The following is a 22,232-nucleotide window of genomic DNA, read 5'->3' on the forward strand; positions in this document are numbered from 1 at the left end:
TTATGCGGTTTCGGCTTCCACGACGGCCTCGCCCTCTTCCTCGAAGCGGGCGGCCCGGACGCGGACTTTCTTCGGCGGTTTCGAGCGGCCGCGCGACCAGATTTCCTCGTTGATGGAGGGGTCCAGACGGACGGCGTCTTCCTCGACGTTGAAGTGCTGTGCGAGATGCGAGCGAACGAGGCTCATCGCCTTATCTGCGCGCTGGCCCTTCGACTCCGCGAGGATGTCTCGGAGCGGGACCGTCATGACGCGCTCGTCGAATTCGGCGCTCATTCGTCCGTGTCACTCCGACGCCAGTTGCGGCGCTTGTGGTTGCGCAGCGTGTCGCGGTCGGTCTTCATGATGACCCACGCGGGGACGCGGCTGTTCTGGTTCTCCAGTTTGGCCAGCCGCTTCTTTTTCGCCTTCGACTTCTTGCTCATAGTGTCGCTGTGTTCCCTCGCGGTGTTTAAATTCTTGTTCCTTTGAGTGCGAGGCCTCGAACGTCGTGAGAGGCCTCGGAAAGACGAACGGCGAACGTAGTGAGCCGTGAGTTGGGCGCGAGGCGCCGAGCGAAGCGAGGGGCCTCGTACCGGAACGGTGAGCGAAGCGAACCGTGGAGGCTGCGAGGACGACCGAAAGGGGTTCGCGTGTCGTCACTCGCGTCGCTCGTTCCTCCCGCTCACCTTTTGGAGACCCCTCCCTTCGGTCGGTGCCTCCCAAACGGTCACAGCGGAAACCGTTCGAGGGTCTCGTATTCGGGTCCCTCCGGCGTCAGCGTACTCTCGGTGAGCCGCAGCTCCTCGACGTGGAGCGTCCCGGCCTCGGGGTAGGTTTCCTCGACGGCCTTCTGGACAGTCTCCTTTGCGGCGGCGTGGTCCATCCGTGCCAGCGTGACGTGTGGAGTGAACTCGTGGGATTCGGCGTCGTAGCCGAGTGCGGTCGTTTCGGCCTCCAAGGCCTCGTGGAGCGCCGTGAGTTCGGCGCGTCCGTTTTCGACGCCGAGCCAGACGACGCTGATGTACTCCAGTGACGGGAAGACGCCCAACCCCTCGAATCGAGCGTCGAACGGACCCACGTCGGCCGTTTCGACGGCCGTCTCGATGGCAGCCGACAGCGCATCGAGGTCGTGACCGGCGTCGGGACCGTCTCCGAGGAACTTCATCGTGACGTGGGCGCTCTCGGGGTCGGTTGGGTTCAACCCCGGGAGGTCGGCGAACGGTGCCTGAGCCTCGGCGACCCCCTCGCCGAGACCGTCGAGGTCGACACTCACGAACAGGCGCATACTGAAACTAGGGACCGAACGGGCAAAAACCGAGGGGTGAGCGTCGGGAAAATCGACCGCCGATGGCCGGTCGTATGGGCGGTTCAGGCGCTGCCCGCTATGTTTCGAACAGTATCACTGACATAAAGAAAGGCATTGATTTCGTTTATCGAAACCGAATTTACATTAAATAAAATCCGACCTGAAAGCGTGTTCACAGATGACGAACCACTACCGAACAGCCAGCGGAACCATGCAGTCGACGTCGAGGGGGGGTATAGCGACATGAAACTCGCAGTAATCGGGTTCGGACAGGCGGGAGGGAAGGTGCTCGACCGGCTGCTCGAGTACGACCTCGAACGGGGGACAGGGGTCGTCAGCCACGCCATCGCGGTGAATTCGGCGAAGACCGACCTCATGAGTCTCGAGTGTGTCCCGGAGGAAAACCGCGTGCTCATCGGGCAGACCGTCGTCGACGGCCACGGTGCAGGTACCGAACCGTCACTGGGCCGGCAGTGTGCGGAGGCGGACCTCCAGCGGATACAGACCGCCCTCGACGGTGCCACGAGCGAGGTCGATGCGTTCCTCGTCGTTGCGGGACTTGGTGGCGGAACCGGCAGCGGTGGCAGTCCGGTGTTGGCCGACCACCTCCGTGAGATTTACGCCAAGCCAGTGTACGGACTCGGCATCCTGCCGGCCGAAAGCGAGGGGGGTATCTACAACCGCAACGCTGCGGACTCCCTCGAGCGGTTCGTCGACAGCGTCGACAACCTCCTGTTGTTCGACAACGACGCGTTCAAAGCCACCGGCGAGAGCCTCGCGGAGGGGTACACCGCCATCAACGACGAAATCGTCACCCGCTTCGGGTCGCTGTTCTCGGCGGGAGAACTCGACGCCCTCGGCGACACCATCGCCGAATCGGTCGTCGACGCCTCCGAAATCATCAACACACTCGGGGACCGCGGCATCACGAGCGTCGCTACGCCGAGGAGGAATTGGCCGAAGAACCGGCGGGACTGCTCGACCGGCTGAAAGCCGACGACGAGGAAATCGCCTCCGAAGGCGACGCGGCGGGGCGAATCACCTCGCTGGTCCGTCGAGCGACGCTCGGGAAACTCACGGTTCCCTGCGGCCTCGAGAGCACCAAGCGGGCGTTGCTCGTGGTTTCGGGGCCGCCGGAACAGCTCAACCGAAACGGCATCGAGGAGGCCCGCAGCTGGCTCGAAGAGCGGACCGGCTGTCTGGAGGTTCGGACCGGCGACTACCCGCGTCCGGACGCCGACAGCGTGGCCGCAGTCGTCGTGTTCTCGGGCGTGACCGACATCCCCCGAATCGACGACGTCCAGGCCGAGGCGATACGGACCGAGGAGTTCATCTGGAACACGGAGCGAGAGGGAACCGAAGACGAACTCGAAGAGCTCGTCAGCTACGACAACGAGTCGAAGTCCTCGGCACTGCTGGATTGAGCGTTTGGCCGGCCGAGCACCGGCATCGCTGGCCCGTAGGCCTTAACCGCGCTCGCGGCCAACTCCCGGGCATGACTGACGAGGAACCCGACGACTCACACGAGTTCTCCGAGGGCCAAGGGTTCGGCGACCCCTACGAGGGGTTCGACCTCGACCCGCCGGAGTTGGACATCGACCCGGGGATGGTAGACCCGGTGGACTCCCGAGTCGTCGCCGACACGCTCGACCGCCGACAGATTCCGGCGGACCAAGTCGACGCCGAGAGCCTCCTCGACGTGGGACTGGAGTACATGCGCATCAACCGCCACGAGCAGGCGACCGAGGCGTTCGAACGCGTCGCGAACTTCGCGGACGACGACGGCATCGAACAGGAGGCGTGGGTGAACAAGGGCGCCGCCCACGCGGAGTTACAGGAGTTCCAGCGAGCCATCGAGTCCTACCGGGAGGCACTCGCCATCGACGACGAGTCCGAACACGCCGCCTCGGCGGAGACGAACCTCGCCTACGCGCTGTGGGAGTCCGGGCAGAGCGAACAGGCGCTCGAACACGCCGAACGCGCCGTCGAGTTAGACCAGCGGTTCCCGCAGGGATGGTACAACCGCGGGTTCTTCCTGCTCGAACGGGGGCTGGCCGAGGACGCCGTCTCCTGTTTCGACAACGCGCTCCGACTGGGTCACCGCAGTCCGGACGTACTCGAGGAGAAAGCCCGCGCACTCGAAGCGATGGGTGAAGACGACCGCGCCGAGGAGGTCGCCGAAGAGGCCGAGGAACTCAGACAGAACGCCGAGGAGAAACTCGTCGAGTCACGGGAGAAATGATGTTACTGCGGGAGCGGCCGACACAGGAGGGAACGCTCGTCTCCGTCTGTGACGCCGACGTACTCGGGGAAACGTTCGAGAACGGCGAGGTGTCGTTGACCGTCGAGCGGGACTTTTACGACGGCGAGGAGGCGACCGCCGAGGAGGTCGTCGCCAGCCTCTCGGGGGCGGCGGTGGCGAACCTCGTCGGCGACCAGGCGGTCCAAATCGCCGTCGAACACGGCTTCGTCGACAGCGAGAACGTCCTCGAGTTCGAGGAGACGGTCCACGCCCAGTACCTCCGGCTCTGAGTTCCGGGGCGAATATCTAAGAAATATAGAACAAACATCATGACGGCGGCGAGATGGCCCGGTAGAATTATTTGAGTCGGTAGTGAGTGTGCGAGTAAATGCCATTGGCCACACCCGTCTCACTGCCGTTTCTCGTCGGGTACGTGGCCGCCATGGTGGTCGCCGGCGGGCTGTCGGGGTACTGTTTGTACCGGCGCTCCGGCCGGGTTTCGGGGGCGTTCGGTCTCACGATGGTCGCGGTGTTTTCGTGGTCCGTCGGCGCGCTCGGTCGGACGGCGGTCTCGACGGAGGCCGTCTGGTACGCCCTGACGCTCGTGATGTACACCGGCGTCGTGGGGGCGACGGTCCTGTTTTTCGTTTTTACGGTCCGTTACACCGGTTCGAAGCCACGAGTGACGGGACGGCAACTCGCCGGCCTGTTCGTCGTTCCGGCTCTCTCGTTGCTCCTGTTGGCGACAAATCCGGTGCATGGCCTGTTCTTCGCCGGCGTCGAGCGGTCGACGATGGCCGGAACGGTCGTCTTCGAGACGACTGCCGGACCGTGGTTCTGGGTCCACTCGCTGTACAGTTACGCGCTGTTGGGTGGCGGAACCCTCCTCCTTGTCCGGTTCGCCGCGGGGAACCGCAGTCACTACCGGCGACAGGCGCTCCCGTTGCTCTTCGGCGTCGCCCTGCCGTGGGGAACGAACGTCGCCTACGTGTTCGGACCTGCCGGTGGCTTCCCCGTCGACCCGACGCCGGTCGGGTTCGCTCTCGGCGGCGTGTTCATCGCGTATGCGGTGTTCCGCGCCCGGTTGACGGACCTGACGCCGATTGCCCGGTCGTCGGTCGTCGACGCCATCGACGACGCGGTGTTCGTCCTCGACGACCGCCGGCGCCTCGTCGACTTCAACACCGCGGCGGCGTCGCTGCTGGACGCCGACGACCCGGTCGGCGAAGAGATATCCGACCTTCTTCCGGCGGCGCTCTCCGACGCCGACGGCGAGGCGACATCGCTCGACACCAGCGGCACGGAGCGGTGGTATCGCTCCCGGGAAGTCCCCATCGAAGGAATCGGTTCGGTTCTGCTGGTCAGCGACGTGACCGAACGGATGCGCCGGCGGCGACAGCTCCGCGAGCAAAACGAGCGCCTCGAGGAGTTCACCCGCGTCGCCGCCCACGACCTCCGGAACCCGCTGAACGCGATAACGGGGTACACCGAACTCGCCCGCGAGACGGGAGAGGTTTCGTATCTCGAGCAGGTCGACCCGGCGACCGACCGCATGGAGACGCTCGTCGACGACTTGCTGACCCTCGGCGAGGAGGGACAGGTCGTCGAGGAGACCGAACCGGTTCCTGTCGCGGAGGTCGCAGAGCGGGCCTGGGCGAACGTCGAGACGGACGACGCGACGCTCCAGGCGGTCGACGACGGGTGGATACTCGCCGACGAAACCCGGCTGATGAATCTGCTGGAGAAACTGTTCCGGAACTGCGTCGAACACGGGGCCGACGACGGCGACAGCGTCACCGTCCGCATCGGAATGTTCTCGGACGGGTTCTTCGTCGCCGACGACGGCATCGGCATCCCGACCGACGCCCGGGCAGACGTGTTCGACTACGGGTACTCGACACACGGCGGGACCGGACTCGGCCTTCCCGTCGTCCGGAGTATCGCCGTCGCCCACGGGTGGGAGGTGTCGGTGACCGACTCGGATACCGGCGGTGCCCGCTTCGAGTTCCGGAGCGTTCAACTGCACGCCGGCCCGCAACGGGAGCGACCGGACGTCGACACCCCGTGGGGCCGGACGAAATAAGTAACCGGCAACCCGTGGCCGAAGTTTGAAGCCGTTTCCCGATGGGTTGGGCCCATGCAGATAACAGGCGTCAATCAGTACCACCTCGACCACACCCTGGAGGAGCCGTTCTACCCGACGTGGATTCCCGGCTACCCGCAGTCGACCCACGAACTGGAGTTGTTCGAAATCGAGACCGACGAGGGCATCACCGGCTACGGCGCCTCGCCGTCGTTCGCGGGCGGCCTCGACTACGAGACGCCGCTGGAGCTGTTTCTGACCGGCGAGGACCCCCACAACGTCGAGGGGATTCTCGGCAAGTTGGAGACGGTCAACCTCGTCGGCCCGCGACCGTGGCACGTCGAGATGGCGCTGTGGGACATCATCGGGAAGGACGCCGACAAGCCAGTCTACGAACTGTTCGGGGCACAGGCTCGGGATATCCCGGTGTACGCCTCGACGGGCGAAGTGATGGACGCCGAGGAGCGAATCGACTACGTCGAAAAGCGCGTCGAAGAGGGCTTCGAGGCCGTCAAACTCCGGGTGACGGAAGTCGACCACATCGAGACGGTCCGGCGAGTGCGGGAGGCCTTCCCCGAGTTGACGCTGATGGTCGACGCGAACAAGGGGTGGGCCGTCCGCGTGATGGAAGACCCAATCGAGTGGTCCTTCGCCGACGCCCTGGAGTTCGCCCGCGGTCTCGACGACATCGGCGGCGTCGCGTGGCTCGAAGAGCCGCTGCACCGCCACGACTACGAGGGATATAGTCGGCTCCGAGACGCTGTGGATGTCAACATCGCCGGCGGCGAGTTCAACAACGGCACGCATCACTTCCGGGAGTTCGTCAGGCAGGGGTCCCTGGACATCCTTCAGCCCGACGCGGCGCTGGCGACGGGAATTCGGCAGGCCGTCGACGTCGCGCGGATGGGACAGGAACACGGCCTCCAGTTCGTGCCCCACACGTGGACGAACGCGGTGGGCTTCGCGGCGAACCTCCAGGTGATGACCGCCGTCGGCAGTCCGTGGTGTGAGTACCCGATGGAGCCGCCGTGGACGCCCGACGTGTGGTCGTTCATGCTCGAAGACGGGTTCGAACACGACGACGGGACGATTCGCGCACCCGAGAAACCCGGCCTCGGCATCGAGATTCCCGAGGGCGTGTTGGCCGACGCCGAGTAGCTCACTCCGCCGCGTCGCCGTCGAATCGGAACTCGAACCGTGCGCCGCCCGACTCGCTTTCCGCGACTTCGACCGACCAGCCGTGGGCGACGGCGATACGGCGGACGATGGGAAGGCCGAACCCGGTTCCCGATTCGTGGTCGGTGTAACCGACCTCGAACACCCGTTCGCGTTCCGAGGCAGGGATGCCGGGGCCGTCGTCGGCGACGACGAAGCCGGACTCGGTCGGTTCGACGCTGACCGACACCGTCTCGCCACCGTGGATGACGGCGTTGGTGAAGAGGTTCTCGAGGAGTTGTCGGAGACGCCCGGGGTCGGCGTCGATGGCCTCGTCCTCGGTCGAGAGCGTCGCCTCGGTGGTTTCGACGTTCTCCCACGCCGTCTCGGCGATATCGGCCAGCGAGACCGTCCGGACGTCACCGACCGTCCGGCCCTGTTTGGCGAGTGCGAGCAGGTCCTCGATGAGCGAGTCCATCCGGTCGAGTGCGTCGGCGGTCGCTTCGAGGTCCGCGTCGTCGTACTGTTCGCGGGCGAGGTCGAGCCGACCTTTGGCGACCGACAGCGGACTCCGGAGGTCGTGGCTGACGACGGAGGTGAACTCCTCTAACCGCTCGTTCTGTCGGCCGAGTTCGCGGCGCTGTCTGCGGAGGACCTCCTCGCGGTCGGCACGGCCCAGCGCGGCCCTCGTCGCCGTCGCGAGCAGTTTCGCCACCGTCACGTCGAGGTCGTCGAAGGCGTTCGGTTCCGTCGCACCGAGATTCATCACGCCGTACGCTCCCAACGGGATAACTATCTCCGAGCGAATCACGGTGTCGGGGTTGTGAACCCCGTCGACGGACCGAACGTCGTCGTAAACCGTCATCTCGCCGGATTCGAAGGCCTGCCACGAGAGGCTCTCTCCAGAAGCGTACGTCGGGGGGTTGTCGAACAGTTCCTGACCGGGGTTGGCGACGGCCGCCGGGACGAGCGCGTCGGCCTCGTCGTCGTAGAGCCACACGCCGGTGACGGGCAAATCGAGGACCTGATTGGCGATTTCGACGGCCCGTTCACACACCTCCTGCTGTGTCGTCGCCGCCGAGAGGTCCGTCGTCGCCTGCTGGAGCGATTCGACGAGGTCGGCACGTCGTCGGGTCTGTGCGTCGTACCACCCGGCGAGAGAGCCCAAGAGCCCGCCGCCCGTGGCCGCCGCCGCGACGACGAACAGCGCCTCCACGACGAGAACTCCCTCGACGAACTGGTGGGCGACGACGGCGGTCGAGACGACGCCGAGCGTGGCCGCACCGAGGAGGACCCACGCCGCGATAACCGGGACCACGTCGCGGTCGCCCCGATACAGCGCGATGGGGACGGCTGCAATCGCGACCGCGAGACCGAACGGGACGACGGCGCCGAGAACAGTTCCGGCGGCCAGCGTCTCGTGTGAGAGGGCGTGAGAGGCGTGAACGACGGCGAGGGAGGCCCCGAACCCGAAGACGAGGGCCGTCGATGTCCGGCCGGAGAGCGAGAGACGCATCCACCACAGTATTCGCCCCCTGTCTCTTCAATCCCCACATAGCGGCCCGTGGGACCGAAGGAGTAACCAGCCTCCAACCCCTTTACCCGGTAATGAGCCAACAGGTCGAGCCACTCGATGTCGAGGCCCTCCGCGAGGACTTCCCGATTCTGCAGCGGGAGGTCAACGGGACGGACCTCGTCTACCTCGACAACGCGGCGACGACGCAAACCCCCGAACAGGTCATCGGGGCCATCACCGACTACTACCGCAACTACAACGCCAACGTCCACCGGGGCATCCACCAACTGAGCCAGGAGGCGTCCATCGCCTACGAGGAGGCCCACGACCGCGTCGCGGAGTTCATCGGGGCCGCTGGCCGCGAGGAAATCGTGTTCACCAAGAACACCACCGAATCGATGAACCTCGTCGCCTACGCGTGGGGGTTGAACGAACTCGGCCCCGGCGACGAAGTGGTGCTCACGGAGATGGAACACCACGCCTCGCTGGTGACGTGGCAACAGATAGCCAAGCGAACGGGCGCCGACTGCAAGTACATCCCCATCACCGACGAGGGACGACTGGACATGGACGCGGCCCGCGAACTCATCACCGACGATACGGCGATGGTCTCTGCGGTCCACGTTTCCAACACTCTCGGCACCATCAACCCTGTCTCCGAGCTGGCCGACATCGCCCACGACCACGACGCCTACATGTTCGTCGATGCCGCCCAGTCGGTTCCGAACCGCCCCGTCGACGTCGAGGCCATCGACGCCGACTTCCTCGCCTTCTCCGGACACAAGATGGCCGGTCCCACCGGCATCGGCGTCCTCTACGGGAAAGAGCACATCCTCGAGGAGATGGAGCCGTACCTCTACGGCGGCGACATGATACTGAAGGTCACCTTCGAGGACGCGACGTGGAACGAACTTCCCTGGAAGTTCGAGGCCGGCACGCCGAACATCTGTGAGGGCATCGCGCTCGCGGCGGCCTGTGACTACCTTGACGACATCGGGATGGAGGCGATTCAGCGCCACGAAGCCGAACTCGCCGAGTACGCCTACGACCGCCTCACCGAATGGGACGACGTCGAGGTGTACGGCCCGCCGGCCGACGACCGCGGCGGCCTCGTCGCGTTCAACGTCGAGGGACTCCACGCTCACGACCTCTCCAGCATCCTCAACGACTACGGCGTCGCCATCCGCGCCGGCGACCACTGTACCCAGCCGCTGCACGACGTACTCGGGACGGCGGCGTCGGCGCGTGCCTCGTTTTACCTCTACAACACGAAGGAGGAAGTCGACGAACTGGTCGACGCCGTCGACGAGGCCCGGGAACTGTTCAGCTGACGGGTATCATCGCTGTACGACCGACGGACATCACTCCTCCTCACCACGTCGTATTTTCGTGACGGCGACCGCGTAGACGGCCCCACAGTCACACTCGATGCGCTCGTTCGAGGGCCGGAATCGGAGCTCTCGCGAACAGGCACACTCCATACACATCTCAGGATTCATCATCGGAAGCCCCGAACTCGCCTCGCCCACAGGTTCGTCTTACTCGAATGGTCCCACCCAATGGCCATACGCCGTGGTCACTACGAAACGATATAACAACAACCCTGTATTATCAAAGTAGTTTATTACTTCAGAGGCGAGGCGCCGAGGGCGGAGCGTCTCGGGAGCGAGCGTCTCCGAGGTGTCAGGAGTCTCCCGTTCCCCGCACTTCGACCTCAAACACCCGGCCGAGTCCCATCAGCGAGGCGACGCCGAGCGTGGCGACGTTGACGTAGTGTTCGCCGGGGACGGCGGCGACGGCCCCGACGAGGGCGGCGACGCCGAGGAGGAGATGCGCTCGGAGTCCCGGGGTGTAGTCGGTGAGGAGGTCCCCGCCGACCGCGACGACGGCCGGAATCCCAGCCAGTATCGCGAACACGACGACGGGGCTGGGTTGGTCCAGCGAGTAGGCCGTACCGGCGGCGAGCAGACACGCGGCGCCGGCCAGCGCGAGGATGACGCCGTCGTCGGAGAGGCGAGGGTCGGAGGCCGGTTCGTCGGGGGAGGCCTCGCTGTCGGCGGCGTCGACTGCCGACTCGGAGTCGTCGCTCATGTCGCGGTGTGGACGCCCGGGGGTATTCGGCCTTGCGCTCTCGGCATCGGCACGGACTCACACGACCGGTGGGCTTTTACTCGTCATTCCCCTCGTGTTCGACAACAATGGGACCCGGCACGGATATGTATCGGCAGCAAATCCTCGACCACTACAAGAACCCCCGCAACTACGGGGAACTCGAGGATGCGGACATCGAACACGTCGGCGAGAACCCGATGTGTGGCGACACCATCAAGATGTTCCTGAAGCTGGCCGACGACGGCGACACGATAGCGGGCGTTAGTTTCATCGGCGACGGCTGTGCCATCAGTCAGGCCTCCGCGAGCATGCTCTCGGGGGAACTCCGAGGCAAGAGCCTCGAGGAGGTCCGCGGGATGGAACGCGAGGACATCGAGGAGATGCTCGGTGTCGACCTCAGCCCGATGCGAGTGAAATGCGCCGTCCTCGCCGAGAAAGTCGCAAAGGATGGCATCGCCATCCACCAAGGCGACAAAGACCTCGAAGAGACGACCACGGAGTAGGCGGTGAACTGCCGGCGGTTTTTTGATGTGTGATGGCGTACCAATGTGTATGGCGACCGAGCAACGACAGCGACAGGTACAGTTCGGACAGACCGTCTACGACGCCGACGGCGAGGAGTTGGGCCGCGTCCGTGCGTTCGACGATTCGGGGTTCTACGTCTCCAGCGCCAAGGGCGTCTCGACGATGACACAGGCCGAGAGCAAGGCCGGCGAGAAGACGCTGATGTGGCGCTGCTGGGAGTGTGGCGAGATGGGTAGCATCGACGACATTCCCGAGACGTGTCCTTCCTGTGGCGCCGAAAGTGAGGAAATATACTACTGGCAGGAGGATTGAGCGGGAACCGACCGTTTTTCTACCGCAGCGCCCCGTTCCAGCGGTATGGATGTCGTCGTCTTCGGCGCGGGCAGCCTCGGCAGCCTGCTTGGCGGGTTGTTGGCCCGCAAACACGCCGTCACGCTCGTCGGCCGTGACCCACACGTCAGCCGAGTCCGCGAGACGGGCCTCCGTATCGAAGGTGCCATCGAGACGACGGTGTTCCCGGACGCCGACACCGAACCGCCAGCCGAAGCCGACCTCGCCGTCGTCTGCGTGAAATCCTTCGACACAGCGGAGGCGGCCGCGGCGCTGACAGAGACGGACCTCGAGTGGTGTCTGTCGCTACAGAACGGCATGGGAAACGAAGAACTGCTGGCCGACCGACTCGACGCGACGGTGTTGGCCGGCACCTGCACCTACGGCGCGATGCTGGATTCGCCGGGTGTCGTCCGCTGTACCGGCGTCGGCGAGACGGTGCTGGGGCCACGCGAAGGAGGACACTCGGAGGTGGCCGACCGCGTCGGGGGCGCCTTCGAAGACGCCGGTATCGTCACCACGGTCGCGGCGGACATGCCGCGTCGACTCTGGGAGAAACTGGCCGTCAACGCCGGTATCAACGCGACGACGGCGTTGGCCGACACGGACAACGGCGCGTTGCTGGGCGGCGACGCCAACGTCGTAGCGACGGCCGCCGCCCGTGAAGTCGCAGCCGTCGCACGCGCCGAGGGGGTCGACTTCTCACCCGAGGAAGCCGTCGCGGCCCTCGAAACGGTCGCCGAAGCCACCGCCGAAAACACCTCCTCGATGCGACAGGACGTCCTCGCCGGCCGGCGGACGGAGGTCGACGCCATCAACGGCTACGTCGTCGACCGCGGCGAGGAACTGGGCGTCGACGTCCCGGTCAACGCGACGCTCGCCGGATTGCTGTATGCGTGGGAGGCCGACCACGTCGAGGGACGTTGAGCCAGCGATAGCAGCCATCGGACGGCTGTCAGCACTGCTCACTACTGCTTTATTATCTCAGAGCGCGTATAGAGAGGCAGTCACCCGGTACACCCTACGATTCTCCCAACCGGGGCGAGTACGACGGTCGGAGTGACGACAGAGTTGATAGCAATGCCTACCTTCGAACACACAATCGACGTTGCAGCGCCCGTAGAGCACGTCTCCGAGTTCATGACCGACCCCGCGAACTGGCCGCGAACGCACGCGAGCATCTCCCAATTGGAGATTACCGAATCCAGCGACGACGAGACCCGCATGGACGCGACGTTCCGCGTCCTCGGCATCGGCAACGAGGGCGAGATGGTCCAGCGTATCCTCGAACCCGACGCCCACGTGGAGGTCTCCTTCGAGAGCGACGGCCTCAGTGGCACGGCCGACTACCGCTACTCCGAATCCGACGGCGTGACGACCATCGTCGAGTTCGTCGACTACGAGTTCGGCGACTCGCTGCTCGACCGTATCATGGAGCCGGTCGCCAAGCGGTACAACGAACGACAGTTCCGCCACAGCCTCGAGAGTTCCAAGGAACTCATCGAAGCGGAACTCGCCGAAAACGAGCGGATGGCCGCGGCCTGAGTGCCGTCGCACCCCTCCGACCGACTTTTTCGACCGTCACAGTTTACACCCAGCCAACGGCCTCACTCCACGTAGCCGAGGTCTTGCAGCCGCTGTTTGGCCTCCTCGTCCATCTCCTCGAGTGAGCCGTCGGCGTCGGCCGAGTCGTCCCACTCGCTTCCGGCCCGCGCCTCGAAGCGCTCCAGGGCCGCCAGCACCTCGCCGACCACTGGGTCGTCGGTATCGACCCGTTCCGTCTCGTCGGGGTCGGAATCGAGTCGGTAGGCCTCGTCGGCGATGCGCTCGTTGCGGATGTACTTCCCGTCGGGGCGGCGTGCGGCCCGCATCCGGGAGTAGAACCGCGACTCCTCTTCGAGTTCGATACCTGCCTCGGCGGCCTTCGTCTCCAGTTGGTTCAACTCGACCACCGGGCGGTGGTAGTCGACGAAGGCGAACTCGCCATCCGTGATGTCTCGGTCCTCTGAGAGCAGCGACCGGCCCGCCTCGAAGGAGCGCGCTCCGACGCGGTCGGCGGCTTCCGTGGCTCCGGCCGACTCCAAGACGGTGTCGTAGAGGTCCAGCAGTTCGACTTGCTCGTCGGTTCGGCCGGTCGAGAGGTCGGGGTGTTTCACCATCAGCGGGACGTTCACCAGCGGGTCGTAGATGCAGAACTCGTGGCCGTAGAGGCCGTGTTCGCCGTGGAGTTCCCCGTGGTCGGCACAGACGACGACGACGGTCTCCTCCCACTGGCCGGTGGCCTTCAGATGCGAGAACAGCCGGTCGAGTTCCGAATCGATGTGGCGGATTTCGGCGTCGTACAGGCCGCGGATGTCGTCGAACTCCGCATCAGTTATTTCGCGGGCGCCGGAGTTGTACTCCTTGGAGTTCTGGCACACCGAGTGGGGGTCGACGCCGGGGGCGAACTCCTCGCGGTACTGCTCGGGTGGGTAGTACGGCAGGTGTGCGTCCATCAGGTTGATGAACGCGAACCACTCGTCGTTGTCGTCGACGAAGTCGATTGTGTCGTCGATTATCTGTGGCGTCTTCGAGTCCTCGCCCTCGCCGCTTGCGAGGTATTCGTGGACCTCGTTGCCCAACTCGACGAGGCGGTCGGCGACGCCGCGGAGGCGGTCGCTGTCGTTGACGCGCTGCCAGAGGTTCGCGAGCGCGCCCGAGAACGTGTCGCCGGGAAGTGCCTTGAAGAAGTTGTCCTGTTGGTCGAAGCCACTCGTCAGACGGGTGTAGGGGGTAATCCAGGCGTTCGAGGAGTAACAGGCGGTGGCGTAGCCGGCGGCCGACATCGCTTCGGCGAGCGTCGCCGTTCCGTCGGCGAGATACGGGGCCTCTTGGGAGGCGCCGTGCTCGCCGGGGTACAGCCCCGTGAACATGGAGGCGTGGACGGGGAGCGTCCACGGCGCCTGTGCGACGGCCTCCTCGTAGACGAGTGCCTCCTCGGCGAACGCCGAAAGCGTCGGCGTCGTCTCGCGGTCGTAGCCGTACGGCGTCAGGTGGTCCTTTCGGACGGTGTCCATGACGACGAACAGCACGTTCCGACCGTCGGTGTCCATACCGGTGGTCAGGGGGTTTCGGGCTTAAAACGACTGGTGTGTCGTCGCGGTCGAAACGATTAGCCGTTAGAAGAGCTTAGAACGGGGCTTCGGGGCCTTCGTCGGCCTCGTCGTCGCCGCCCTCGTGGCCCGGGAAGGAGGGGGACATCTGGCCGCCAGCCATTCCCTCGCTGCCGCCATCCATGCCGGTGTCGGCGTGGACCGTGTCGATTTCGGGGATTTCCTGTGTCATGCGGGACTTGATGGCCTGAATCGTCATCGGGGAGATACCACAGCCCGAGCAGGCGCCGCCGAGCATGATGGTGACCTCGCCCGCCTCGCGGTCGAGGTTCTGGACGGCGGCACTGCCACCGTGCATCTGAATCTGCGGGAAGTTCCGGCGGAGGAAGTTGCTGATGCGCTCGCGAAGGTCCTCGTCGGCGTCGGCGGATTCGGTACTCATGTGCCAGCGTATGCAGCGCAGCCGTATGAAGATTTGGCTCCGGTCGGACCGCCCGCCGAGACCGACACCGCTACCGGATGGTGTGACACGCGGGAGACGGGCGTCTGACGGGAGTTTATGTCGATTCAGACCCGCTAGCAGGTATGCCAACTCGTCGCCATCTGCTCGCGGCTGCCGGCGTCGCAACCGCCAGTGCAGGCTGTCTGGGCGTCTTAGGAGACGATGGGGAACCGAACGCCGAAGGGAACATCGCCGACGCGGCCGATGACGACGACGACGACAATGACACCCAAACGGTCGAACTCGGCGAGCTCTCCGTCCAGAACAACCACGAGGAGAGCCACCAGGTGCAACTGGCTGTCGAGGCCGGAGACGGGATGCTCCACCTCGGCACCTACCAGCTCGAAGCCGGCGGGTCGAGCACCACCATCGAGGGAGAGTGGAACGACGAACCGGGCGCCTACCGCATCCACGCCCGTCTCGACGACGGTGAGATACGGACCGCGAGCGTGACCGACGGCGTCAACGAGGGCGCCGAGTGCGTCCGCGTGCTCGTCCGTGTCGACAACGAAGGAGCGCTCGCGGTGTGGAACGGCGCTGGCTGTGAGAGCTGATTCAGGCGTCGAAAACCCGCTCTAACTCCCGTTCGATTTCCTCGACGTACTCGTCCAGTACCGCCTCGAACTTCTCCTCGTCGACGAGGACGCCCGTCAGTCGGTCGTAGGGGTCCTCGGGCAACTCGAGATAGAACCCCTCCTCGTCGTCGTAGAACGGCTCGGATTCGTTGAGAATCTGCTGGTCGATGCCGTGGACCAGCGTGGAGTCGTACGTCTCGTTGACGCGGTTGAACGCGTTCTTGTAGGCCTGCTGGAGTTGCGGGAAGTAGTCGACGTACTTCTGTTCTTCGAAGGTGTCTGCGTCCATGGCGGGCCGTTCGTCGCGCGGCCCTAAAAGCCGGTCGGACCCTACGAGAGACGAGCGCAAGCGATTTGTCGACGGCCGGAGTGACCGGTCGTATGTACCGAAGCGGTGCCTTCGTCGCCGACCACGTCACGCCGACGACGGACGAGCAGGTCCAGCCGAACGGCGTCGATGTGACGCTCCAGGCGGTGTACGAACAGCGCGAACCGGGACGCATCGGCCGCGACGGCAAGGATATCGGGACGCGGCATCGCCGTCCCGCAGACCCCGTCGTGGAGGGCGAATCCATCGACGAGGTGACCGACGAAAACGAGACGTACTACCTCCCACCGGGCGGCTACATCGTCCAGTACGCCGAAATCGTCTCGATACCCGACGACCACATCGGCTTCATCTACCCGCGGTCGTCGCTGTTGCGGAACTCCTGTATGCTCGACACCGCCGTCTGGGACGCCGGCTACGAGGGGAAAGGCGAGGGGCTTCTCGAAGTCCACCACGATATCGAAATCGAGGCCGGCGCCCGAATCGCACAGTTCGTCCTCGCGGAGGCCGACCACGAGGGGACCTACGACGGGAGCTATCAGCGCGAGAACCTCTGACCGGACGCGGCGGAACGGGGTTGGATATTCACGAACAACGCCGGTGCAAATATTGTCACTTTTGGACGTTTTGGCTAGTGTATTTATATAGGTGTTTAGAAACAAAAGGCAATTCCAGGTCCGCGTTCGCGTTCGGCCCGCACTCTTGCGGTTCTGGGTCGACACCTCACTTATACACCCATACATCACCAGCACAATCGATTTAAATAGACAGTCGATACGTTCGCTAACTCGGTTTCGGGGCCCAACCATGTCAAACACCCACATGCGGCGACTCCTCGCTGTGCTGGCAGCGCTGCTCGTCGTTTGCTCGGCGGTGGGAGCGCCCGTCGCAGCTGCGAGTTCGTCGACCTTCGAAGATGGACTGAACGACACGTTCGGCTCCGGCGACAGCGAGGACGGGGACAGCACTTCGGACGACACGAACGACGATACGAACGACGGTGAAGCGGATACCGACGGCGACACGAGCGACGATACCGACGGCGATTCGGGCGACAGCACGAGCGATAGTACGGACGACGACGCGAGTGACGATTCCGACGACGCGTCGAGTTCGGACGAATCGACGGCTGACACGACGGACGACTCGACCGATGATACCACCTCTGGCGACCGAGAAGGGGACGACGACTCGAGTACAGGCGTGCGAAACCGTGTCAACGACACGGCCGGTGGAATCAACGACACGGTCGAGAACGCGACGGATGAGGCCGGCGACACGGCCGAAGACTCCACGGACGACATCGACTGGCGGACAGACGCACTCGATTACATCGGCGACCTCGAGAACGCCGAATCGCTCGACGAGCACCGCTTCGAGGGACTCTACGTCGAGACGAGAAGTGGTTCGGAGCTGGCCGTCGAGACGCTGGAGACCGACACCGGAGTCGAATCCGATGACGCGGTCGGGACGACGGTGACGACCACCACGGCCACGTTGACGACCGTCGGCGGGACACTGACTTCCGGGGGTGACGAGGTGCTGGTCGGCGCCGTCGGTACATCGGCGGCAACGGACTCCGATAGCGAGTTCGACGAAATCGTCCTCGACGACGGGAACGACGCCCCGGCCGGTGCAGCGATGAGTGCCGGCGGCGCCGGTGGTACCGGCGGACAACCTCTCCCCTCCGCCCCCACAGGCGGTGCCGCAGTCAGCCTCGGTGCCGTCGCAGCGGTCGCCGCCTTCCGTGGGAGCGCGTTCCTCTCCGGCAGCGCCGGCGTCGGCGCGTCGGCGATGGGCGCTTTCGCGGCGATGCCCCGGTTCACCCTCGCCTCGCTGGTCGAGAAACTCCGACCGTTCTTCTTCCCCCTCCGATACAGCCGCTACGACGATTCCGACCCGCTGGAACACGAGGCCCGCGAGCGCGTCTACGAAATCGTCAACGAGGCGCCGGGGTCGTACCTCTCGGAGGTCTCGGAGGAAGCCGACCTCCCGCTGTCGACAACGCGACACCACGTGCGAGTTCTCGAGCGCGAAGACCTCGTTTCCGGGGCGAAGCTCCGTGGGAAGCGTCGATTCTACCCGGCGTACGCCGAGGGAATCGAGTTGGCCGCCGCACTCAACGACGATTCGACGGCGAGTATCATCGACGCCATCGCGCGCCTCGGGTCGGCGTCGGTCAGCGACCTCGCGGGGGAACTCGGTCGGGACCCGAGTACGATTACCCACCACCTTCAGCGACTCGAAGAGGACGACATCATCACCCGCGAACGGGAGGGACGTGCGGTGATGAACAAACTCTCCGCGGAGGCCCGGACGGCGCTCGAACCCGAGGCGGTTCCCAAACCGGGCGAACCCGGCGGTGCCATCGCTGGCGGCGCGGACTGAATTCTGTGTTCCCGTTTCAGGACGACGAATCGGAGTCGCGTCCGTCAGCGGCCGCGTTCGGCGTCGCGTCCGAATCGAACTCGAACGCCCCGGCCGTCGAGTCGTCTGCTTCGGGGTCGGTCGGTTCCGTCGACTCTCGGTCGTCCTCCGCCGTCGGGTCGTTGGCGTCCGGTGACACCGCAGGGATGTCGACGTCTTCGAGCGCCGACCGGACGACGGCACGCTCGTCGACGCCCTCGACGGTGGCCTCGGTCGTCAACAGGAGGCGGTGAGCCATCGTCGCTTCCGCGAGGCTCTTCACGTCGCTCGGGGTGGCGTACTCGCGGCCGTCGATGACCGCACTGGCGCGTGCGATTTCGAAGATACGCTGGACGCCACGGGGAGAGACGCCGATTTCGGTCCGGTCGTCCCGTCGAGTGGTCCGCGCGAGGTCGATTATGTATCGGCGAATCTTCGGGTCGACGTGGACGTCCTCGGCCAGCGACTGCAAGGCTCGAACCGTCTCGGGAGAGACGACCGCCTCGACGGAAGGTGAGAGCTCCCGGCGGTCGTCCCGGCGGGCCAACAGCCCCATCTCGCCCTCGACATCGGGGTAACCGAAGGAGGTCTTGACGCTGAAGCGGTCGCGTTGGGCCTCGGGGAGACGGAACGTCCCCTCCTGTTCGACGGGGTTCTGGGTCGCGATGACGAGGAACGGCTCCGGGAGGGGGTAGGTCGTCCCGTCGACGCTGACCTGTCGTTCCTCCATCGCTTCGAGCAGGGCGGCCTGGGTCTTCGGCGGCGCGCGGTTGATTTCGTCGGCCAACACGACGTTCGTGAACACCGGCCCCTCGGCGAACTCGAAGGTGCCCTCGTGTTCGTCGTACACCGTCGAGCCAGTGATGTCGGCGGGCAGGAGGTCCGGCGTGAACTGGATGCGGTTGAAATCGAGGCCGAGCGACTCCGCCAGCACGCGGGCGGTGACGGTCTTGCCCGTTCCGGGAACGTCCTCGATGAGGACGTGGCCGCGGGCGACGACCGCCGAGAGGATGCTCCGGAGGACGCGGCGGTCGACGACGGCGGCAGACTCGATGCGTTCGACCACGGACTGCACCGTCGCCTCGGGGTCGTCGACGGTTGCGTCCGGTTCGTTCATGGCCGTCGTTCGACGGGCGGCTACAAGAATGTCCGGCCGCTATCCGCGGAGCGTCCCGAGCAGCGCGAGCGCGCCGAGACAGGCGACGACCGCTGGGACGGTTCCGCCGGTGCCGGCGAAGACGCCCGTCCGGAGCGTGTCGACGGCAACGAGAGCGACGACGACGGCCACCGTGACGCCGACACCGACGACGGCGTGGACCAGTTCGAGACGCCGTGTTTCGGGGATTCGACCGAGTTCGGCGGTGACGCCGAACCCGAACGACGAGAGGTCCCACACGAGCAGCGCGACGGCGACACAGGCGAACGTCACCGGCACCGAGATTCGAGCGAAGCCGACGGCCGAGACGACCAGCCCGAACGCCGCCGTCGCCGCACCGCTTGCTCGGTCCGGGAGGATTCCGATGTCGATACCGAGGACGAGTATCGCGAGACAGACGACGAGCGCCAGCGGAGCGGCGAGGACTCCGAGGAACACAACCGCGCCGACGAGGGGAGAGACGGCCACGAGGGCGGCCGCAACGACGGCGGCCACGGCGAGAACGAACCCGGCGATGACCGCGGCGAGGCGCTCGGCCGACGCCGGGTCGCTGTCGCGGGCCAGTCGACGGAGCGTGAGCGCGACGGCGCCGGCGAGGATGCCGACCGTCCCGACGGTGACGGCGGGCCAGATCACGAACGGCGACGACAGCGCGCTGAACCCGGTGGCAAGCGCCGTCCCCCCGAGGGGCTCGAAGCCGCCCGAGGCCCGAATCAGGGAGACAGCCAAAAGCGAGAGCACGGCGGCGGCAATCGTTCCGAGAGCATACCGCCGGAGAACAGCGACCCGTCTCTCGACGGCCGGGCGCCGCGAACGCGGCGTCAACTGTCGAATCGGGAGCCACCGAATCGCGACGGCGACGCCCGCCCCCGCGTAGGCGACGACGACGAACAGACTCGCCAGCCCCCCCGGCGGCGGTCGACTGGTCGACGAGAGCCTCGACCGACAGTTCCGCGAGCGCGAGGCCGCCGGCGACGGCAGCGAACCCGACGAGCCACAGTATCGCCGCCGCGAAGGCGAGCGTACTCGCCGAGAGACCGTCGCTGAGGTGTCTTCGAGTGCCGGCGTTGCCCCACGTCATCGCGAGGCCGAACAGCGCCAGCGCGAATCCGACGACGGCGACGCCGACCCGGCCGACGAGTGGTGCGAAGACGACGAGAAGCGAAAGCGGCGCCCCGAACCAGACGAACAGGCAGTGGCCGGCCAGCAGGTGGACGAACCGCTCGCGGTCCAGCAGCGCGAGGCCGGCCCCGGCCAGTCCAGTCACCGAACCGAGCGAAAGCAGGAGGTCGGGTTGGCCGATAACGAACCCACCCGCGGTGACGAGCACCGCGACGACGAAGGAGGCGACCGCGAGGCTGGCCGCGCGGGGGCGCCCCTCGTCGCCGACGGCCGACGAGCGGTCGAGGAGTGGAATCGGTATCGTCACTGGCCGTCACCCCCGGCAGCGCGGCCCCGTCGTCGGTTCGGAGCGAGGCGTGCGTCGGCGGCGAAGGCCTCGGCCAAGACGGCCGGAAGCGGCGTCCCGCGGCGCCAATCGACCGTTCGGGCACCGACTCGCTGACACCGGGCGAGTCGGGTCCGTCGCCGAACCTGGACGTACTGGCCGCTGACGGTGTTCTCCGGGACGATGTCGGGCGAGAGAACGACGACGGGAACGTCGGCCGCTCGCCACGTCTCGACCGACTCGACGGCCCGGTCGTCGAGGACCGGCGAGAAGGTGAGGAGTTGTCCACCCGGCGGGAGCAACTCGATGACGCGTCTGACCTGCGCCGATTCGTTCGCCGGACGGCCCGCGGCCTCGTTGGCCGTCCGGAACAACTCGAGGGCTTTCGCGCGCTGCTGTCTGCTCGCGGCCGGCGGCAGCCAGTAGAGCCCGGCCGGCCCGGGGCCGTCGAGACCCAAGACGACGACGCCAACGTCGTGGCCGCGTCTGAGGAGGTTCGTGAGCGCGTGTGTCGCCGCGTAAGTCCCCAACTCCACGGCCGTCGGGCGACCGGGGCCGGCGACGACCCGGTTCCGAATCCGGGCGTCGATGACGAGAATCGTCGTCGCGGCGACGGTGCGCTCGTAGTTGGTGGTCGCGAGGTCGCCCCGTTTCGCGTAGTGGCGCCAGTTGATTCGCTCGGCGGGGTCGCCGGCGTAGTACTCCCGCGTGGAGTGGAACGTGACGCCCGCGCCGGCAGCGTCGCTTTCGAGTCGGCCCGGCCGTGCGTCGCCGTGTTCCTCGATGGGTGGGGCGTCGGCATCGAGACGGCAGACCAGACGCCTGTCGCCGTCGGCGACGCGCCGTGCCGTCTCGACGGTGCCCGCGCCGAACCCGCGGGCCCGGAGTTGCGGTGGTTCGAATTCGTAGGTGCCGCGCCGTGCCGCGACGGCGTATTCGAGCGTGAGTTCCTCGCCGGGCGCCAACGAGGTCCCGCCTCGCGGCGTCCCGTCGACGACCGCGAGGTCTGCCGGAACCCCGTCGACTACCCTGAGGTCGGGAACCGTCCGCTCGGAGTCGTTCCAGACGGTGAGCGAGACGGTGACCGGGCGGCCGGGCGGGGCCGGCGTCGGGTCGATCTGTCTGGTTATCGAGATGGCGTCGGGAACGGTGACGTCCGAGATGGCGTCGGCCGCGACGTACGCAAGCGGGATGGCGGCGGCGAGGAGTAACGCGCCGTTGCCGTCGAACACGCCGACGGCCGCGAGGAAGACACTCGCCGCGAGGCCGCCACCCCAGCGTCGCTGTCGGCGGGTCATTCGCTGCCCTCCTCGTCGGTGGACGCCTCCGGCAGCGATGGGCCACGGGCAATCGCCATCGGGTCGCTCGCGCGCTGAAGTCGCCCGTCGACGCCGCGCTGGAGTTCCGACAGCGACGTGGTGACGGTGGGGACGGTCCGGGGTGCCGTCTGTCCGGGGACGGTCGGGAGCGCGGCTTCG

The 22,232-nt window shown here is 66.1% G+C and carries 24 protein-coding genes and 2 pseudogenes; 13 read left to right on the forward strand and 13 right to left on the reverse strand.

The genetic code is table 11. The annotated features are described in order from the left end of the window. From GJ631_RS13255 to thpR, 3 genes are all read right to left on the reverse strand, one after another. Positions 1–273, reverse strand: a complete 273-nt coding sequence (locus GJ631_RS13255; protein ID WP_156709616.1) for a 50S ribosomal protein L31e — start codon at positions 271–273, stop codon at positions 1–3. Then, on the reverse strand, positions 270–422 hold the full coding sequence (locus GJ631_RS13260) for a 50S ribosomal protein L39e (protein WP_156709617.1): 153 nt from the start codon (positions 420–422) through the stop codon (positions 270–272). Before GJ631_RS13260 ends, GJ631_RS13255 begins: the two co-directional genes overlap by 4 nt. Positions 423–706: 284 nt before the next feature. Continuing rightward, entirely contained in the window at positions 707–1,264 is a 558-nt protein-coding gene (thpR, locus tag GJ631_RS13265; protein WP_156709618.1) for an RNA 2',3'-cyclic phosphodiesterase, read from the reverse strand. A 264-nt stretch (positions 1,265–1,528) separates the two neighbouring features. Here thpR and GJ631_RS13270 point away from each other — a divergent pair. The 5 genes and pseudogenes from GJ631_RS13270 (at position 1,529) to GJ631_RS13290 (ending at position 6,768) form a co-directional block, all read left to right on the forward strand. Beyond that, positions 1,529–2,709 (forward strand): annotated as a pseudogene (locus GJ631_RS13270) (tubulin/FtsZ family protein). Between the two features lie 71 nt (positions 2,710–2,780). After that, the gene (locus GJ631_RS13275; RefSeq protein ID WP_156709619.1) at positions 2,781–3,527 is read left to right on the forward strand and encodes a tetratricopeptide repeat protein; all 747 of its coding nucleotides are present in this window, start codon (positions 2,781–2,783) and stop codon (positions 3,525–3,527) included. After that, positions 3,527–3,817 carry a DUF424 domain-containing protein gene (locus GJ631_RS13280; RefSeq protein ID WP_156709620.1) on the forward strand — a complete coding sequence of 97 codons (291 nt, stop codon included), beginning with the start codon at positions 3,527–3,529 and terminating at the stop codon, positions 3,815–3,817. The genes GJ631_RS13275 and GJ631_RS13280 overlap by 1 nt, the downstream gene beginning before the upstream one ends. Before the next feature lie 98 nt (positions 3,818–3,915). Continuing rightward, positions 3,916–5,610 (forward strand): histidine kinase N-terminal 7TM domain-containing protein, encoded by a 1,695-nt coding sequence (locus GJ631_RS13285; protein ID WP_156709621.1) that lies wholly within the window; start codon positions 3,916–3,918, stop codon positions 5,608–5,610. A gap of 54 nt (positions 5,611–5,664) precedes the next feature. Continuing rightward, positions 5,665–6,768: a mandelate racemase/muconate lactonizing enzyme family protein gene (locus GJ631_RS13290; protein ID WP_156709622.1), complete on the forward strand. Its 1,104-nt coding sequence runs from the start codon at positions 5,665–5,667 to the stop codon at positions 6,766–6,768. Between the two features lies 1 nt (position 6,769). Here GJ631_RS13290 and GJ631_RS13295 read toward each other — a convergent pair whose 3' ends face one another. After that, positions 6,770–8,281: a GAF domain-containing sensor histidine kinase gene (locus GJ631_RS13295; protein ID WP_156709623.1), complete on the reverse strand. Its 1,512-nt coding sequence runs from the start codon at positions 8,279–8,281 to the stop codon at positions 6,770–6,772. Between the two features lie 92 nt (positions 8,282–8,373). Between GJ631_RS13295 and GJ631_RS13300 the strand changes: the two genes are divergently transcribed. Continuing rightward, the gene (locus GJ631_RS13300) at positions 8,374–9,612 is read left to right on the forward strand and encodes an aminotransferase class V-fold PLP-dependent enzyme (RefSeq protein ID WP_156709624.1); all 1,239 of its coding nucleotides are present in this window, start codon (positions 8,374–8,376) and stop codon (positions 9,610–9,612) included. Between the two features lie 30 nt (positions 9,613–9,642). Here the strand turns inward: GJ631_RS13300 and GJ631_RS13305 are convergent, their stop codons facing one another. Both GJ631_RS13305 and GJ631_RS13310 read right to left on the reverse strand, forming a co-directional pair. Beyond that, positions 9,643–9,810 carry a hypothetical protein gene (locus GJ631_RS13305; RefSeq protein WP_156709625.1) on the reverse strand — a complete coding sequence of 56 codons (168 nt, stop codon included), beginning with the start codon at positions 9,808–9,810 and terminating at the stop codon, positions 9,643–9,645. Positions 9,811–9,964: 154 nt separating this feature from the next. After that, the gene (locus GJ631_RS13310; protein ID WP_156709626.1) at positions 9,965–10,372 is read right to left on the reverse strand and encodes a hypothetical protein; all 408 of its coding nucleotides are present in this window, start codon (positions 10,370–10,372) and stop codon (positions 9,965–9,967) included. Between the two features lie 107 nt (positions 10,373–10,479). Here GJ631_RS13310 and sufU point away from each other — a divergent pair, with 107 nt between their 5' ends. The 4 genes from sufU (at position 10,480) to GJ631_RS13330 (ending at position 12,793) form a co-directional block, all read left to right on the forward strand. Continuing rightward, a complete protein-coding gene (gene sufU / locus GJ631_RS13315) occupies positions 10,480–10,896 on the forward strand; it encodes a Fe-S cluster assembly sulfur transfer protein SufU (protein ID WP_156709627.1) in 417 nt (138 codons plus the stop codon). Between the two features lie 49 nt (positions 10,897–10,945). After that, positions 10,946–11,230 (forward strand): rubredoxin-like domain-containing protein, encoded by a 285-nt coding sequence (locus GJ631_RS13320; RefSeq protein ID WP_197425058.1) that lies wholly within the window; start codon positions 10,946–10,948, stop codon positions 11,228–11,230. A 45-nt stretch (positions 11,231–11,275) separates the two neighbouring features. Then, positions 11,276–12,175 (forward strand): ketopantoate reductase family protein, encoded by a 900-nt coding sequence (locus tag GJ631_RS13325; protein WP_156709628.1) that lies wholly within the window; start codon positions 11,276–11,278, stop codon positions 12,173–12,175. A 153-nt stretch (positions 12,176–12,328) separates the two neighbouring features. Beyond that, positions 12,329–12,793, forward strand: a complete 465-nt coding sequence (locus GJ631_RS13330) for an SRPBCC family protein (protein WP_156709629.1) — start codon at positions 12,329–12,331, stop codon at positions 12,791–12,793. A gap of 62 nt (positions 12,794–12,855) precedes the next feature. Here the strand turns inward: GJ631_RS13330 and GJ631_RS13335 are convergent, their stop codons facing one another. Both GJ631_RS13335 and GJ631_RS13340 read right to left on the reverse strand, forming a co-directional pair. Then, positions 12,856–14,340 carry a sulfatase gene (locus GJ631_RS13335; RefSeq protein ID WP_156709630.1) on the reverse strand — a complete coding sequence of 495 codons (1,485 nt, stop codon included), beginning with the start codon at positions 14,338–14,340 and terminating at the stop codon, positions 12,856–12,858. Positions 14,341–14,416: 76 nt separating this feature from the next. Further along, positions 14,417–14,782 (reverse strand): NifU family protein, encoded by a 366-nt coding sequence (locus GJ631_RS13340; RefSeq protein ID WP_156709631.1) that lies wholly within the window; start codon positions 14,780–14,782, stop codon positions 14,417–14,419. 143 nt (positions 14,783–14,925) lie between these two features. Between GJ631_RS13340 and GJ631_RS13345 the strand changes: the two genes are divergently transcribed. After that, the gene (locus GJ631_RS13345; RefSeq protein ID WP_156709632.1) at positions 14,926–15,396 is read left to right on the forward strand and encodes a hypothetical protein; all 471 of its coding nucleotides are present in this window, start codon (positions 14,926–14,928) and stop codon (positions 15,394–15,396) included. 1 nt (position 15,397) lies between these two features. Here GJ631_RS13345 and GJ631_RS13350 read toward each other — a convergent pair whose 3' ends face one another. Continuing rightward, positions 15,398–15,706, reverse strand: coding sequence for a DUF5783 family protein (locus GJ631_RS13350; protein WP_156709633.1), 309 nt, complete (start codon positions 15,704–15,706; stop codon positions 15,398–15,400). A gap of 92 nt (positions 15,707–15,798) precedes the next feature. Here GJ631_RS13350 and GJ631_RS13355 point away from each other — a divergent pair, with 92 nt between their 5' ends. Next, a complete protein-coding gene (locus GJ631_RS13355) occupies positions 15,799–16,302 on the forward strand; it encodes a deoxyuridine 5'-triphosphate nucleotidohydrolase (protein WP_156709634.1) in 504 nt (167 codons plus the stop codon). A 250-nt stretch (positions 16,303–16,552) separates the two neighbouring features. After that, on the forward strand, positions 16,553–18,133 hold the full coding sequence (locus GJ631_RS13360; RefSeq protein ID WP_156709635.1) for a winged helix-turn-helix transcriptional regulator: 1,581 nt from the start codon (positions 16,553–16,555) through the stop codon (positions 18,131–18,133). A gap of 16 nt (positions 18,134–18,149) precedes the next feature. Here GJ631_RS13360 and GJ631_RS13365 read toward each other — a convergent pair whose 3' ends face one another. From GJ631_RS13365 to GJ631_RS18670, 4 genes and pseudogenes are all read right to left on the reverse strand, one after another. After that, the gene (locus tag GJ631_RS13365; RefSeq protein WP_156709636.1) at positions 18,150–19,268 is read right to left on the reverse strand and encodes a MoxR family ATPase; all 1,119 of its coding nucleotides are present in this window, start codon (positions 19,266–19,268) and stop codon (positions 18,150–18,152) included. Positions 19,269–19,307: 39 nt separating this feature from the next. Continuing rightward, positions 19,308–20,048, reverse strand: a complete 741-nt coding sequence (locus GJ631_RS13370) for a hypothetical protein (RefSeq protein ID WP_156709637.1) — start codon at positions 20,046–20,048, stop codon at positions 19,308–19,310. Positions 20,049–20,732: 684 nt separating this feature from the next. Further along, positions 20,733–22,052, reverse strand: a complete 1,320-nt coding sequence (locus GJ631_RS13375) for a DUF58 domain-containing protein (RefSeq protein ID WP_156709638.1) — start codon at positions 22,050–22,052, stop codon at positions 20,733–20,735. Further along, a pseudogene (locus tag GJ631_RS18670) lies at positions 22,049–22,232 on the reverse strand (hypothetical protein); the annotation flags it as partial. The gene GJ631_RS13375 and the pseudogene GJ631_RS18670, both read right to left, overlap by 4 nt.

The sequence above is a fragment of the Natronomonas sp. CBA1123 genome (genome assembly GCF_009741925.1).
Lineage (GTDB): Archaea > Halobacteriota > Halobacteria > Halobacteriales > Haloarculaceae > Natronomonas.